The sequence below is a fragment of the Streptomyces sp. MI02-7b genome (assembly GCF_033793585.1).
Classification (GTDB): Bacteria; Actinomycetota; Actinomycetes; order Streptomycetales; family Streptomycetaceae; genus Actinacidiphila.
Genome location: NZ_JARAWX010000030.1, coordinates 18,831 through 33,246, shown reverse-complemented (window position 1 = coordinate 33,246; position 14,416 = coordinate 18,831). Strand labels below are relative to the sequence as shown.

The following is a 14,416-nucleotide window of genomic DNA, read 5'->3' as shown; positions in this document are numbered from 1 at the left end:
TCACCAGTCAGACCGGTGATGTAAATCCCCCACGGAAAGATGGACGACGATGGACCTGAAGCTCGAAGTGCTCGTTCTGCCCGTATCCGACGTCGACCGCTCCAAGCGGTTCTACGAGGAGGGCATGGGCTTCCGGCTGGACGTCGACTACTCCGACGACAAGGGCTTCCGGGTCGTGCACCTGACGCCCCCCGGATCGCAGTGCTCCATCCTCTTCGGCGACGACGTGACCACCGCGGCCCCGGGCTCGGCCCAGGGCCTGCACATCGTCGTCACCGACGTCGAGCAGGCGCGGGCCGAGCTCGTCGGGCGCGGCGTCGACGTCAGCGAGGTGTTCCACGACGCGGGCGGCGTCTTCCACCACGCCGGTGACAAGGACCGGGTCGCCGGCCCGCACCCCGAGCGCGCGAGCTACGGGTCCTTCGCCTCGTTCAGCGACCCGGACGGCAACGAATGGGTCCTCCAGGAAGTGACCACCCGCCTCCCCGGCCGCTGAGCGACGCCTTCGCGTACCGAGAGAGGCACGGGAACACCCATGACACAGACCGAGACCGAGACGTCCCGCACCTACGACGTCGTCGTCATCGGCGCAGGGCCGGTCGGTGAGAACGTCGCGGACAGGACCCGTGCCGCGGGTCTGAGCACCGTGATCGTGGAGAGCGAACTGCTCGGCGGTGAGTGCTCGTTCTGGGCGTGCGAGCCCAGCAAGGCGCTGCTGCGGCCCGTGTTGGCGCGCGCCGACGCCCGCCGGGTGCCGGGACTGCGGCAGGCCGTGGAAGGGCCGCTGGACGTGTCCGCCGTCCTCGCGCACCGCGACGCCATGGTCCATCACTGGCACGACGACGACCAGGCCGAATGGCTGGCCTCGGTCTCCGTCGACCTGGTCCGCGGCCACGGCCGGATCGACGGGCCCCGCCAGGTGGTGGTGCGCACCCCCGACGGCGGGACCGTACGCCTGCACGCCCGCCACGCGGTCGCCGTGTGCACCGGCACGGGAGCGGCGCTGCCGGACCTCCCGCATCTGGCCGACGTCCGGCCGTGGACCAGCCGCGAGGCGACCGGCGCCGACCGGGCGCCCGGCCGGCTGGCCATCGTCGGCGGCGGGGTGGTAGCGGTCGAGATGGCCACCGCCTGGCAGGGCCTCGGCTCACAGGTCACCCTGCTGGTCCGGGGAAGCGAGGGGCTGCTCCCGCGGATGGAGCCGTTCGCCGGGGAGATGGTCGCCGACGCCCTGCGGGAAGCGGGTGCCGACGTACGCCTGGGGGCCTCCGTCACCTCCGTGACGCGGGACGACGACGCGGGCGGGGAACTGCGCATCACCCTGGCGGACGGCGACCGCCTGGCCGCCGACGAGATCCTGTTCGCGACCGGCCGGGCCCCGCGCACGGACGCGATCGGCCTGGAGACCGTCGGCCTCACCCCCGGCGACTGGCTCACCGTCGACGACACCTTCCAGGTCACCGCGGTCACCGACGGCTGGCTCTACGCCGTCGGCGACGTCAACCACCGCGCCCTGCTGACCCACCAGGGCAAGTACCAGGCCCGCATCGCGGGCGCCGTGATCGCGGCGCGCGCCCAGGGCGAGCCGGTGGACGAGCGCCGGTGGGGCAGACACGTCGCGACCGCCGACACCGCGGCCGTACCGCAGGTGGTCTTCACCGACCCGGAAGTCGCGGCGGTCGGCCTGACCACGCAGGAGGCGCGGCGCACCGGCCGCCGGGTCACGGTCGTGGACCACGACTTCTCGGCCGTCGCCGGCGCCCACCAGTACGCCGAGGGATACCGCGGCAAGGCGCGCATGCTGGTCGACGCCGAGCGCGGCACCGTGGCCGGGGTCACCTTCGTCGGCCCGGGCGTCGGCGAGCTGCTGCACTCGGCCACCGTCGTGGTCACCGGCGAGGTGCCGGTGGAACGGCTCTGGCACGCCGTCCCCGCCTTCCCGACGATCAGCGAGGTCTGGCTCCGCCTGCTGGAGGCTTACCGGGGATAGGCGACCCGGCGAGCGTCCGGCGGCCCGGCGGGCGGACTGCGACCGTGCTCCTCCCCGCCGAAGCCGTCGCCGCCACCGCCACCGCCCCGATCGGGATCGGGATCGTGCGGGACTCCGGCCCTCCCATGGGGCCGGGCGCCCCCCTGTCCCGGCAGGACGGCTGACCTCCGGGCCGGGGGCGAGGCCGCCGATGCCCTGGCCCTGATCGGGACCGATGCACGGGGCCCGCGGTGCCGCGTGCCCTGGCCGAGCGGTTCTTCGGCGCGGAAGCCGCGGAGGCCCGGGCACTGCCGGCCCTCTTCGGTGCGGAGGCGCAGGGCCCTCGCCGGATCCGTCGCGTCGTCCGGGGACGCGAGGCGGCCCCGGGTCAGCTCACGGGCGGTGCGTGGTCGGCCACTGCGTCCCAGCCGGGCGGGCCGGCCACGCACTTCCCGTCGCGATCCACCAGGTAGACGATGTCCCGGCCGCCCACCGTGGACCGCCCGGCCGGGGTGGGGGCCGGGGTGATGACGGGGCACGTCGACTCCACGCCGTGCACGACGACCCGGTACGCCACCGGCCAGGGCCGCTTCTCGTGCCACCCGAGGTACGAACCCCCGCCCGCGGAGATGTCGCCGTCCGGGGCGCCGACGACCACCAAACCGCGGGAACCGCAGTCGGGACAGTGCTCCACGCGCGCGTCCCAGGCCGATTCGTTGACCAGGCGCACCTCCAGGCCCTGATCGGGGTCCGCGGTGCCGCCGCACCCGGTCAGGGCGAGGGCCGCGATTCCCGTCAGCAGGAGCGGCAGGCCTCGCCGTACCGGTGCCCTGCCGGAGCCGGACGTGGCTGCTCGGCCGGTTCGTGTCGTGCGTCGCATGGCGGGGCTCTCCACGGGTTCGGATGTGTCGCGTGCGCGTGCTCCGGCCTTCCCGGGGCCCCTCATTGTGCACGGCCTGCCACCACCGGGACAGGCCGTGCCCCGGCCTAGGCGACCCCGGCCGGTTCCGGCTCCGGGTCGTCGTCCGTCCTGAACTGCGTGCGGTGGAGCTCGGCGTACCTGCCGTCGGCCGCGAGCAGTTCGGTGTGCGTGCCCCGTTCGACGATCCGCCCGTCCTCGACCACGAGGATCAGGTCGGCGGCCCGGACGGTGGACAGGCGGTGGGCGATGACCACGGCGGTCCGGTCCTCCAGGGCCTCGGCCAGGGCCTCCTGGACGGCCGCCTCCGAGGTGTTGTCGAGGTGGGCCGTGGCCTCGTCGAGGATGACGACCCGCTGCCCCGCCAGGAGCAGCCGGGCGATGGTCACGCGCTGCCGTTCGCCGCCGGAGAGCCGGTATCCGCGCTCGCCCACGACGGTGTCGAGCCCGTCCGGGAGTTCGGTCACGAGGTCCGCGAGGCGGGCCCGGCGCAGGACCTCCCACAGCTCGTCCTCACCGGCGTCGGGCCTGGCCAGCAGGAGGTTCGCGCGGATCGTGTCGTGGAAGAGATGGCCGTCCTGGGTGACCATGCCGACCGTGGCGCGCAGCGACGCCGCCGTCAGGTCGCGCACGTCCACCCCGCCGACGCGCACCGCGCCCTCGTCCACGTCGTACAGCCGGGGCAGGAGCTGGGCGATGGTCGACTTCCCGGCCCCCGACGAGCCCACGAGCGCGAGCGTGCGGCCGGCCTCGGCACGGAAGGAGACACCGCGCAGCACCTCGCCGCCCGCGCGGGTGTCCAGGCTCGCGACCTCTTCGAGGGAGGCGAGCGAGACCTTCTCGGCGGACGGGTAGCCGAAGCGCACGTTCTCGAACTCCACGGCGAGCGGCCCCTCCGGGACCTCGCGGGCGTCCGGCTTGTCGGCGATGAGCGGCGACAGGTCGAGGATCTCGAAGACCCGCTCGAAGCTGACCAGGGCGCTCATGACGTCGACACGCGCACCCGCGAGCGCCGTCAGCGGCGCGTAGAGGCGGGTGAGGAGCAGGGCGAGGGTGACCACGGAGCCTGCTTCGAGGGTGCCGGTGAGCGCGTAGTGGCCGCCGAGCCCGTAGACCAGCGCCAGCGCGAGGGCGGAGACGAGGGTGAGCGCGGTGATGAACGCCGACTGCGCCATGGCGGTGCGCACCCCGATGTCCCGCACGCGGCGGGCGCGTTCGGCGAACTGGGCGGACTCGTCGGCGGGCCGGCCGAAGAGCTTCACCAGCGTCGCACCGGGGGCGGAGAAGCGCTCGGTCATCTGCGTGCCCATGGCGGCGTTGTGCGCGGCGGCCTCCCGCTGCAGGCGGGCCATGCGGGTGCCCGTGCGCCGCGCCGGTACGACGAAGACCGGCAGGAGCACCAGGGCGAGCAGCGTGACCTGCCAGGACAGGGCGAGCATGACGCCGAGCGTGAGCAGCAGGGTGACCAGGTTCCCGACGACCCCGGACAGCGTGTTGCTGAAGGCCCGCTGGGCGCCGATCACGTCGTTGTTGAGGCGGCTGACCAGCGCGCCGGTGCGGGTGCGGGTGAAGAAGGCGACGGGCATGCGCTGGACGTGGTCGAACACGGCGGTGCGCAGATCGAGGATCAGGCCCTCGCCGAGGTTCGCCGACAGCCAGCGGTTCACCAGCCCGAGACCGGCCTCGGCGAGCGCGATGACGGCGATGAGCGCGGCCAGGACGGTCACCCGGCCGGAGCGGTCCCCGGAGACGATGGCGTCCACGACCCGCCCCGCCAGGACCGGGGTGGCCACGGCGAGCAGCGCGGTCACCACGCTGAGCAGCACGAACCATGTGATTCGGCGGCGGTGCGGCCGTGCGAACGCCGCGACACGCCGCAGGGTGTCGCGGGCCAGGGGGCGGCGGTCCTGCGTGGCGTTCATGACGCTGTGCAACTGGGTCCAGGCGGTGGTCTCCATGCTCATGTACGGACCGTAGAACCTCGACCGCCGTCGAGGTCAAGAAAGCGACCGGAAGGCCCCCCTCCGGCGTGGTCGCGCCGGTCGGCCGACGGAGCGGGCCCGCCGCCGTCCCTTCCCGGCGGTCCGGGCAGGGCCCCGGTCAGGCCGACGGCACCCGGTGCGTGCTGTCCGCGCCCCAACTGGCCAGCAGACGCAGTGAGTCGGCGGAGGGCGAACCCTGCTCGGCGTGGAAGGTCACGAGGGCCATGTCGGCGTCGTCCACGAGCCGGAACTGCTCGAAATGCAACTGGAGCTCTCCGACCAGCGGGTGGCGCAGGCGCTTGACGCCGTGACTCTTCTCCTTGACGTTGTACAGCGCCCACAGGCGGCGGAACTCCTCGCTCTTCACGGAGAGTTCACCTACCAGGGCGGACAGCCTGGGGTCGTCGGGGTAGCAGCCGGCGTCCATGCGCAGCGCGCACACGATGTCGATCGCCTTCTGCTCCCAGTCGACGAACAGATCGCGGTACTCGGGACGGAGGAACACCAGGCGCGCCCAGTTGCGCTCGGCGGCGGGCAGCTCCGACCAGTCGCCGAAGAGCGCGGCCGCCGCCCGGTTCCAGGCGAGGATGTCGGAGCGCCGCCCCACGATGTACGCCGGGACGCCCTCCATCGAGTCCAGCAGCCGCCACAGCGCCGACCGGGCCTGCGGCGGGCGCGCCGCCGGCTTCTTCTTGTGCGCCTTCGGTTTCACCAGGTGGGTCAGATGCGCGTACTCGGCGTCCGTCAGACGCAGCGCGCGGGCGATGGAGCCCAGCACTTCCGCGGAAACGTTCTGGCCGTTGCCCTGTTCCAGGCGCGTGTAGTACGCGACCGAGACCCCGGCCAGCTGGGCCAGCTCCTCGCGGCGCAGGCCGGGCACCCTGCGGTGCCGCCCGACGACGGGCAGCCCGACGTCCTCCGGCTTCAGCCGGGCGCGCCTGCTGCGCAGGAACTCGCTCAGCTCGGCCCGCCGGTTCAAAGGCCGGCCGACGGCGCCTTCGGGTTGCTCGTGCATACCACCAGTATCCGTGCCGTCCCCTGGTCGTACGCAGGGCAGCCTGACCCTGCCAGTGGTAGGCACAGCAGTCGTACGAAAAGGCGGGGGAGCGCTGATGCGCCCGGCTTGGGGCAGGCTCGGGACTGCTGGAAGTCGTGCCCGGACGTCAGGCCTCGGGCACGCAGACCACGAGGAGAAGACCCCGGCATGACCACTGTTGCTGCCTACGCCGCGCCCGCCCCCAAGGCACCGCTGGAGCGGACCACCATCGAGCGGCGCGCGGTCGGCGAACACGACGTGTCGATCGACATCAAGTTCGCCGGTATCTGCCACTCCGACATCCACCAGGCCCAGGACGGCTGGCGTCCCGGCATCTTCCCGATGGTCCCCGGCCACGAGATCGCCGGCGTCGTCTCCGAGGTCGGCCCCGGTGTGACGAGGTTCGCCGTCGGCGACCGCGTCGGGGTCGGCTGCATGGTCGAGTCCTGTCAGGAGTGCGACAACTGCAAGGCCGGCCTGGAGCAGTACTGCACCGACGGCGGACCGACCTGGACCTACAACGGCACCGGCAGGGACGGCCGGCCCACCCAGGGCGGCTACTCCGAGAAGATCGTCGTCGACCAGAACTTCGTCGTCCGTGTCCCGGACGGGCTGCCGCTGGACGTGGCCGCCCCGCTGCTGTGCGCCGGCATCACCACGTACTCGCCGCTCAGGCACTGGAACGCCGGCCCCGGCAAGAAGGTCGCCGTCGTCGGCCTGGGCGGCCTGGGTCACATGGGCGTGAAGATCGCCCACGCGCTCGGCGCCGAGGTCACGGTCCTGTCGCAGTCCCTGCGCAAGAAGGACGACGGTCTGCGCCTGGGCGCCGACCACTACTACGCCACCAGCGACCCGGAGACCTTCGAGAAGCTGGCCGGCACCTTCGACATCGTCCTGAACACCGTCTCGGCGGGTCTGGACTTCTCCGCCTACGTGTCGTTGCTGCGCACGGACGGCGCGATGGTCAACGTCGGCCTCCCCGAGGAGACCGTGCAGCTCGACCTGAAGGCCCTGTACGGCCGTCGCCGTGTGATGACCAGCTCCAACATCGGCGGCATCCCCGAGACCCAGGAGATGCTCGACTTCTGCGCCGAGCACAACCTCGGTGCCGAGATCGAGCTGATCCCCGCCGACCGGATCAACGAGGCCTACGAGCGCGTCCAGGCCAGCGACGTGCGCTACCGCTTCGTGATCGACACGGCGACCATCTGAGACACCCGCGACCCGGCCCGGGAACACACCCGTCCCGGGGTGTGCCCCCGGGCGGGTCGGTCGGCGTGCCACCGACGTCCTGGCGGCAGCGCAGATCAACGCTCCGTCGTGTCCTGGCTCTCCCCTGATGCGTCCGGCGGTGTCAGCGGGACGCGCAGCGCGACCGTCGTCCCCTCGCCCGGGGCGCTGCGCACGGTCAGGCGGGCGTCGATGAGGTCGGCGCGCTCGCGCATCGCGGACAGACCCATCCCGCGGCTGTACGGAGGCGCCTGGTCCGGGGTGCGTAACGGGACGGACCGGCCTGCCGCGGTCTGTTCCGGCATGCCGCAGCCGTTGTCGGTCACGGTCAGCTGGGCCGTGCCGGCGTCGGCCTCCACGCTCACGACGATGCGCGTCGGCTCGGCGTGCTTGACGGCGTTGGTGATCGCCTCCTGGACGATCCGGTACACCTGCGCCTGCGTCTCGGGCGCGAGCCGCCCGCCGAGCGCGTCCCCGTGGGACGTGACACGAAGGTCGGTGCGGATCCCGAAGGTCTCGGAGGTGTGCCGGCACAGCGCCTGGAGGGCCGGGTGGAGGCCGAGTTCGTCCAGCACCACCGGGCGCAGGTCCACGATGAGGTGCCGCAGGGAGACGATCTGATTGCCGACCAGGGCGCGCGCCTGCTCGATGGCGCTGCTCATCGCGTCGGGCCCGCCGTCGGCGGCGGCTGAGGAGAGGACGACCTGCACCGCGCCCAGTTCCTGGAGGGTGTCGTCGTGCAGCTCGCGCGCCCAGCGGCGGCGCTCGCGTTCCTCGCCGTCATGGCGGGCCCGTACCCGCTCCCGTCTCAGCCGCGCCTCCCGGCGCGACGAGGCGCGGCTGGCGATGATCGCGTAGCCCGCCAGCAGGAGGGGGAACACGTGCAGGATGCTCAGCAGCGGCTCCTCCGCCACCCGGACCACCCCGGCGACCGTGAGCATCAGCGCGACGGCGGTGGCGACCAGCAGCCAGATCCGCTGGTGTGCGGCGCACAGCGGGATCATGAGCAGATAGGACACAGCCGCGACGAACGACAGCACCAGCTCCCAGGACACCTCCCGGTCGGTGACCTCCATGAAGACGGCGGCGGCAAGGCAGGCGGTGCCGAAGACCTCGAAGCCCAGGCGCAGCGCCCCCCGTCCCGGCCGGGTCACGGTCACGCCACCAGACCGCGTTCCCGGGCCACGGCGATCAGCTCGGCGCGGCTGTCCCTGCCGAGCTTGTCGCGGAGCCGGGAGCGGTGCGTCTCCACCGTGCGTACCGAGACGTAGAGGCGCCGGGCGATCTCCTGGTTGGTGTGGCCGAGCGCGAGGAGGGCGAGCACCTCGGTCTCCCGCTCGGTCAGCGGCTCCTCGCCGCGGTCCTGGACGCCGATGTCCTCGACGGCCAGCCGCGCCCCCAGGGAGGGCTGTACGTAGGTGGCCCCGCTCGCGACCTGGCGCACGGCGGCCAGCAGCTCCTCGGCGGCCGCCTCCTTGAGCAGATAGCCGGCCGCTCCGGTGCGCAGCGCCTCACGGGCGTAGGCCGGGTCCTCCTGCATGGTGAGGACCAGGATCCTGGTGCCGGGGGAGGCCGACAGCAGGCCCGGGATGGTCGGCAGGCTGGACCGGCCCGACATGGTCAGGTCCAGCACCAGCACCCGGGGGTGGTGCGTGCGCACGGCGTCGAGGGTCTCCGGGACGGTCGCCGTCTCCGCGACGACGTCGAAAGCCGGATCCGCGGCCATCAGCAGGCGCATTCCTGCCCTGACCACCAGGTGGTCGTCGGCAAGCACCACCGTGGTCGCGGCGGAAGGGTGCCTGCCGTCCGGGCGGCGGAGGACTTCCATAGTTGCAACGGTAGATCCGCTCCGCTCAACGGGCAGCACGCGCCGCCGGCCGTGCGGCATACCCGCAGCCAGGACAGCGGGTAACCACTGATGACGTGTGCGGGTCGGACAGGATGCGGTCGCGCCGCCCATTGGGCAGGCTCGTGGGAAGTGGAGGAAAGCCCCCCACAGCCGACGTACAGCCGACGTACCCGTCCAACCGAGGCGACCGACATGTACTGCGTCATCGACCAGCCCCCGCCCGTCCCGCCGGAGCAGACCCAGTCGTACGAAGCGGCCCAGCAACTCGCCGACGCCGCCGTGCCGTCCGTGGCCGACTTCGCCGCCGTGGAGGTCTCCGACGCCACGGTCAGCGAACGGGCGGCGATGTCCGGGCTGCCCGCGCAGGTGCTCGACTTCCGGCGCGCGGCCTTCCGGGCGGTCCGCCCCGACGAGATACCACGGGCTTACGAGGTCGGGGAGGTCAGCCACCTGCCGGTGCGCACTCCGTACCACGCGTCCCTGGTCGACCTGCGTCCACGCATCGTCCTGAATCTGCACGCGAGGACCGCCTGGCTGCTGCGCGATCCGGTGCGCGCCCGGCTGATGCGCGGCAGCCGCACGCATTCCGTGCTCGTGGTGCCCCTCGATGTCGGTGGTGTGCTCCTCGGGCTCGCGGCCTTCTACCGTACGGCCGGGTCGCCCGCCTTCTCGCAGTCCGACCTGCGGGAGGCCGGGCGGCTCGGCCGCCGGGCCGCCCGGCTCCTGGACGGCCAGCGGCGCCGGCTCGTCCACGACGCCGCCGCGCGGATCCTGCAGGAGGCCCTGCACGAGTCGGACGCCCCGGTCGTCAGCGCGCTGGAAGCGGTGCGCGGGCACGTCCCGGAGTCGTCTGCGCCCGGCTCCTGGATCGACGTCGTCCAGCTGCCCAGCGCCCGGGTGGCCCTGGTCGCGGGCACGGCCGAGGGCTGGGGCGTCGCCGCCACGGCCGGGATGAGCCAGGTCAGGGCGGCGATCCGGGCCCTGCTGCTGCTGGACATGAATCCCGGTGAGGTCATCGCCCGGCTAGGCCGCCGCGCGGGCGCCGCCGGCGCGGCCGTGCACTGCCTGCTGGCCATCTACGACCCGGTCACCCGTCGCTGCACGGCCGCCGCCGGCGGGGACGCCGGAGTCGAACCGGCCTTCCCCGCGGACGCGCCCTCCGCCGGCGGGGCCGAGGCGGACGAGCCCTCGCCCATGGCGGAGGACTCGGTGGCGGAGTTCGACGTGCCCGCCCGGAGCGTTCTGCTGCTGAGCTGCGGCACGGAGGGCGGGGCGGGCGCGGCCCCCGGCATCCGGGTCCTGCCGCCGACCGGCGACGACCCCGAGGACGCGGTCGACACCGCCGTCTCGGACGCACTGGCCGCCACCCCGGGGGGTCGCCCCGAGCCCGTGCTCCTCGCCGCCCTCATCCGCACCCTGGACCCGGAGGACGTCGCGACGTGGGAGGTGCCGAACGACCCGGCCGCCGTCTCCGAGGCCCGGGCCTGGGCGGACGGTCAGCTCACCGAGTGGAGCCTGTCGGAGCTGTGCTTCACCACCACGCTGATCGTCAGCGAACTCGTCACCAACGCCGTCCGCTACTCCAGCGGACCGATCCGGCTGCGCCTCATCCGCGACCGGACCCTCATCTGCGAGGTGTCGGACTTCTGCCACGCGGCTCCCCATCCGCGGCGGTCCGCCCTCAGCGACCAGAACGGCCGCGGCCTGTCGATCGTCGCCCACCTGACCGAGGCCCAGGGCACGCGGTACACGACGACGGGGAAGACGGTGTGGGCGGAGCAGAGCATCACCCCCGAGGCGGCCTGATGGGCCGACGCGACCGCCGGCGGCCGCCGGGAGCGGGCGGCAGCCGCCGCCCCCGGCGGCCGGGGGACCCGGGCGAACCGCGGCGCGCGGCCGCTTCACCGCGTACGGGCAGGCGGCCGCCGGCCACGGGAACTCCCGTGGCCGGCGGCGTGCGGTGGCGGCGTGGGCCGCGCGCGGTCAGCCGCCCGCCACCGCCTCGACCTCGGCCTTCGCCTCGGCCACGGCCGGGGTGTCCGAGGCCCGGACGACGCCGCCCGCCGCGTGCCGGCGATGGTGCCCCGGGACGAGGAGGGCGGCCAGGGACGCGGCGAGCAGCAGGACCGCGAGCAGGGCGAATCCGTGGGTGTAACCGGAGGCGTAGGGCAGCCCGGAGGGCTGCAGGCGGCTGGTGACCAGGACGCTGGTGACGGCGGCGCCGATGGAGCCGCCGATGGTGCGGATGTTGGCGTTCATGCCGCTGGCGGCGCCGGTCTGCTCCGGCGGGACGCTGCGGACGATCAGGTTGGCCATCGAGGCGAAGGCCAGGCCGATGCCGAGGCCGAAGATGCCGGCCGAGGTGGCGACCTGCCACTGCTGGTCGTGCCAGGCGGCGAGGAAGCCGCAGGCCACCGCGCCGAGGGCGGCCCCAGCGACGAGCAGGCGCTTGGCGCCCACGACCGGTTCGAGGCGGCCGCTGAGCACGCCGGAGAAGAACATCGCGATCAGCATCGGCAGCATCAGCAGGCCGGCCGAGGTGACGCTCGCCCCGAAGCCGTAGCCCGCGGCGCGCGGGGTCTGGGCGAAGCCGGGGAGGAAGGACCAGATCGCGTACATGCCGGCGCCGAAGAGGAGACCGGCGGTGTTGGTCGTCCACACCGCGCGCAGGCGCATGATGCGCAGGTCGATCAGCGGGTGGCGGGAGCGTGCCTCGGCGAGCAGCCACAGGGCGAAGAGCACCACCGCGGCGACGAACAGCCCGATCACGCGGACCGAGGTCCAGCCCCAGTTGCCGGCCTGGCTCAGCGGCAGGAGCAGGGCGACGAGCCAGCCGGACAGGAGGGCGGCGCCGAGCCAGTTGACGCGGCCGTCGGCGCGGCTGGGGGACTCGGGGACGTAGCGGAAGGCTATGAGCGCGGTGACGGCGACGATGGCGACCGGGATCCAGAACAGCCAGCGGTAGTCGAGGGCGGAGACGATGGGGCCCGCCGCGACGATGCCGACGCCGCCGCCCGCGGCGATCACCGCGGACAGGTTGCTGATGCTGGGGCTGACCCGGCTGGGCGCGAACTCGTCCCGGATGATGCCGAAGGACAGCGGGAACAGGGCGCCGCCGATGCCCTGGACGACGCGGGCGATGATCAGGACGCCGATCGTCGGGGCGAGCGCGGCGAGCAGGCAGCCGAGCGTCAGGACGACCAGGACGCCGACGAGGGTGCGCTTCTTGCCGACGAGGTCGCCGAGGCGGCCGAGGATCGGCGTGAAGATCGAGGCGGACAGCAGGTACGCCGTCATCACCCAGGTCGCGGTGGACTGGGACGTGTGCAGCGCGTGCTGGACGGTCGGCAGGGCCGGTGCGATCAGCGACTGCAGCATCGAGAACACGCCCGCACCGGTCGCGAGGACCGCGAAGGTGAGGCGGGTGGAGCGTCGGGGCATGAAGGAGCCTCTCCGAATCCGGACAGGGCGCGGCCGGGCTGCCGGCCGCGGTGTGACGAGCGGGCTGGTGGAACGGGACGGACGGACGGGCGGGGCGCGGGCCGTGCCCGGGCGCGCCGGCGTCCGCCGGATGTCGGTGGAGGGCGTTGCACCGGTGCAAGGCCCTCAAGGGGGCGAATCGGGGCGCGGTCGGCGCGTGTGGTGACACGTGTCGCCGGAAGTGCGCCCCCTGCTGTTAAAGTGGAGGTACGCCTCCACTGTAGCGGAGGCAACCCTCCACTTCAAACTGTTCCGGCCGGGGAGGCAGAAGTGACGGCCCAGCCGTATCCCGTCAGCGAAATCGTCGCGGCCCAGCGTCCGCACCGCAGGGACGCCGCCCGCAACTACGACGCCCTGCTCGCGGCCGCGCGTGAGGCCTTCGCCGAGAACGGCGCCGAAGCCTCGCTGGAGGACATCGCCCGCCGCGCGGGTGTGGGCATCGCCACGCTCTACCGGAACTTCCCGACCCGCCGGCACCTCTTCGAGTCCGTCTACGCGGACGAGGTCAACGAGCTGTGCCGGGTCGCCCGGGACGTCGCCGCCCTGGAGCCCTGGGACGCGCTGACCTCCTGGCTGCGCCGCTTCGTCGACTACACCGTGACGAAGCGGGCCATCCGCGAGGCCCTCAACAACGAGTCCGACGTCTTCCTGGCCTGCCGAGACTCCATGTACCAGGCCGGCGGCCCGCTCTTCGAACGCGCCCAGAAGGCGGGCGAGGCCCGTACCGACGTCTCTTTCGACGACCTGCTCCGCATGGTCTCGGGAATCAGCTCCACCAGCTTCCCCGACGACACCCAGCGCGACCGCGTCATGGGCGTCGCACTGGACGGGGTGCGGACCTTCCGGCGCTGACGCCGCGGTTTCCGCGGTGCGGTGCGGTGCGGCAGGGCCGGTCGCCGTGGCCGCCGCGCCGTTGCCACCACCCTCGCCGTGCGCCCGGCTTCCCGGCGCGCGCGGTGTGCCGACCGCGCGGAACGCGATGTGCCTGGGGCTCAGGCGTTTCGGATCGTGCGCCTCGGACGGGGGACGGTCCCGGGCGGCCGGTGCGGAGAAGGCTGCTGTTGTTGTCGCGCCGGGTGGGCCGGGGCCGTGTGCTGTGCCCGCGTTCCCGACACGGGGCCCCGGTCGAGGCGTTCGCCGCGGCCCGGGACGGACCGCCGCGCATCCGCGGGACGGCGGTGCGGGGTGCCGGTGACCGCTGGTCGGGTCGTCGCCCGGCTTCCCGGCGCGCGCGGTGTGCCGACTGTAGGTCGGCCCGACCCGCGCTGCCGGGGACGCGGCGGCTCGCTGGTCGGATCGTTTCGGGGGCACGGAACGCGATGTGCCTGAGGCTCAGGCGTTCCGGAATGTGCGCCTCGGGCCGGCGCCGTGAGCCGCGCCCCGTTCCCGCCGCGCCGAGCGGCGAGATCAGGACAAGTACCGTTCCGCGCGCGGGCGCCGGCCTGTCCGGCCGCCGGTGTTCTGCGTCACTGACCCGCTCCGGCCTGGGCTTTTTTGGCCGCGTGACCAAGAGGAAACGGGAAACCCCTGTCCCTGGCGGCCGGTTGGGGGTCACCGTGAGGGCCGACGCGGGCGAGGCGGCACGCGGAACGTCGTCCGGAGGGGGAGGGCCGCATGGGAGTTCGGCGCCGGCGCGCGTTCCTGCCGTCGCCGCCCGCGGGGAGAGGGCCGGGCACCGGCCCCGAGGCGGCGCACCGGGTGGCGGAGGGGGTCCGCCCGGCGCGCCGGCCGCGGTCCGGAACGCACCGGCGCGGGCACCGCGTCGAGCGGGCCACCGCGCCGGGAAGCCGGCCACGGCTCTGTCCCGGAAGGCGGTGGTCCGGCCGAACCGCCCCGCTGTGAAGGGGAGTTCCGCGGGATGCGGGGCGCCGGGCCCGGGGACCGCGGGCGCCTGCGCCGCCGAGGCGCCCCGCGGGCCGGGGCACCGGGCCGCCCCGCCCCGCCGACCGGC

The 14,416-nt window shown here is 73.8% G+C and carries 11 protein-coding genes; 5 read left to right on the top strand and 6 right to left on the bottom strand.

Annotation, left to right across the window (positions count from 1 at the left end):
• Positions 1-49: 49 nt before the first annotated feature.
• Together PV364_RS34770 and PV364_RS34765 are read left to right on the top strand one after the other, a co-directional pair.
• A complete protein-coding gene (locus tag PV364_RS34770) occupies positions 50-496 on the top strand; it encodes a VOC family protein (protein WP_319664701.1) in 447 nt (148 codons plus the stop codon).
• Positions 497-535: 39 nt separating this feature from the next.
• Positions 536-1,990, top strand: a complete 1,455-nt coding sequence (locus PV364_RS34765; protein WP_319664699.1) for an NAD(P)/FAD-dependent oxidoreductase — start codon at positions 536-538, stop codon at positions 1,988-1,990.
• A 367-nt stretch (positions 1,991-2,357) separates the two neighbouring features.
• On the opposite strand, the gene PV364_RS34760 is transcribed toward PV364_RS34765, so the two are convergent.
• The 3 genes from PV364_RS34760 to PV364_RS34750 form a co-directional block, all read right to left on the bottom strand.
• The gene (locus tag PV364_RS34760; protein ID WP_319664698.1) at positions 2,358-2,849 is read right to left on the bottom strand and encodes a hypothetical protein; all 492 of its coding nucleotides are present in this window, start codon (positions 2,847-2,849) and stop codon (positions 2,358-2,360) included.
• 107 nt (positions 2,850-2,956) lie between these two features.
• The gene (locus tag PV364_RS34755; protein ID WP_401979312.1) at positions 2,957-4,852 is read right to left on the bottom strand and encodes an ABC transporter ATP-binding protein; all 1,896 of its coding nucleotides are present in this window, start codon (positions 4,850-4,852) and stop codon (positions 2,957-2,959) included.
• Between the two features lie 136 nt (positions 4,853-4,988).
• The gene (locus tag PV364_RS34750; RefSeq protein WP_319664696.1) at positions 4,989-5,885 is read right to left on the bottom strand and encodes a helix-turn-helix transcriptional regulator; all 897 of its coding nucleotides are present in this window, start codon (positions 5,883-5,885) and stop codon (positions 4,989-4,991) included.
• A 189-nt stretch (positions 5,886-6,074) separates the two neighbouring features.
• On the opposite strand from PV364_RS34750, the gene PV364_RS34745 reads away from it, so the two are divergent.
• Positions 6,075-7,118 carry an NAD(P)-dependent alcohol dehydrogenase gene (locus PV364_RS34745; RefSeq protein ID WP_319664695.1) on the top strand — a complete coding sequence of 348 codons (1,044 nt, stop codon included), beginning with the start codon at positions 6,075-6,077 and terminating at the stop codon, positions 7,116-7,118.
• A 95-nt stretch (positions 7,119-7,213) separates the two neighbouring features.
• Here the strand turns inward: PV364_RS34745 and PV364_RS34740 are convergent, their stop codons facing one another.
• Both PV364_RS34740 and PV364_RS34735 read right to left on the bottom strand, forming a co-directional pair.
• On the bottom strand, positions 7,214-8,290 hold the full coding sequence (locus PV364_RS34740; protein WP_319664693.1) for a sensor histidine kinase: 1,077 nt from the start codon (positions 8,288-8,290) through the stop codon (positions 7,214-7,216).
• A gap of 2 nt (positions 8,291-8,292) precedes the next feature.
• A complete protein-coding gene (locus tag PV364_RS34735; RefSeq protein WP_319664692.1) occupies positions 8,293-8,964 on the bottom strand; it encodes a response regulator transcription factor in 672 nt (223 codons plus the stop codon).
• A gap of 213 nt (positions 8,965-9,177) precedes the next feature.
• On the opposite strand from PV364_RS34735, the gene PV364_RS34730 reads away from it, so the two are divergent.
• Positions 9,178-10,791 (top strand): SpoIIE family protein phosphatase, encoded by a 1,614-nt coding sequence (locus tag PV364_RS34730; protein WP_319664690.1) that lies wholly within the window; start codon positions 9,178-9,180, stop codon positions 10,789-10,791.
• A gap of 177 nt (positions 10,792-10,968) precedes the next feature.
• Here the strand turns inward: PV364_RS34730 and PV364_RS34725 are convergent, their stop codons facing one another.
• Positions 10,969-12,426 carry an MFS transporter gene (locus tag PV364_RS34725; protein ID WP_319664688.1) on the bottom strand — a complete coding sequence of 486 codons (1,458 nt, stop codon included), beginning with the start codon at positions 12,424-12,426 and terminating at the stop codon, positions 10,969-10,971.
• 309 nt (positions 12,427-12,735) lie between these two features.
• Here PV364_RS34725 and PV364_RS34720 point away from each other — a divergent pair, with 309 nt between their 5' ends.
• Positions 12,736-13,317: a helix-turn-helix domain-containing protein gene (locus tag PV364_RS34720; RefSeq protein ID WP_319664686.1), complete on the top strand. Its 582-nt coding sequence runs from the start codon at positions 12,736-12,738 to the stop codon at positions 13,315-13,317.
• The last annotated feature ends 1,099 nt before the right edge of the window (positions 13,318-14,416 follow it).

Bases quoted from the DNA above. Each gene is read 5' to 3' on its own strand.
- PV364_RS34755 (WP_401979312.1), bottom strand. From the start codon at position 4,852: ATGAGCATGGAGACCACCGCCTGGACCCAGTTGCACAGCGTCATGAAC.
- PV364_RS34735 (WP_319664692.1), bottom strand. From the start codon at position 8,964: ATGGAAGTCCTCCGCCGCCCGGACGGCAGGCACCCTTCCGCCGCGACC.
- PV364_RS34765 (WP_319664699.1), top strand. From the start codon at position 536: ATGACACAGACCGAGACCGAGACGTCCCGCACCTACGACGTCGTCGTC.
- PV364_RS34725 (WP_319664688.1), bottom strand. From the start codon at position 12,426: ATGCCCCGACGCTCCACCCGCCTCACCTTCGCGGTCCTCGCGACCGGT.
- PV364_RS34745 (WP_319664695.1), top strand. From the start codon at position 6,075: ATGACCACTGTTGCTGCCTACGCCGCGCCCGCCCCCAAGGCACCGCTG.
- PV364_RS34730 (WP_319664690.1), top strand. From the start codon at position 9,178: ATGTACTGCGTCATCGACCAGCCCCCGCCCGTCCCGCCGGAGCAGACC.
- PV364_RS34760 (WP_319664698.1), bottom strand. From the start codon at position 2,849: ATGCGACGCACGACACGAACCGGCCGAGCAGCCACGTCCGGCTCCGGC.
- PV364_RS34750 (WP_319664696.1), bottom strand. From the start codon at position 5,885: ATGCACGAGCAACCCGAAGGCGCCGTCGGCCGGCCTTTGAACCGGCGG.
- PV364_RS34770 (WP_319664701.1), top strand. From the start codon at position 50: ATGGACCTGAAGCTCGAAGTGCTCGTTCTGCCCGTATCCGACGTCGAC.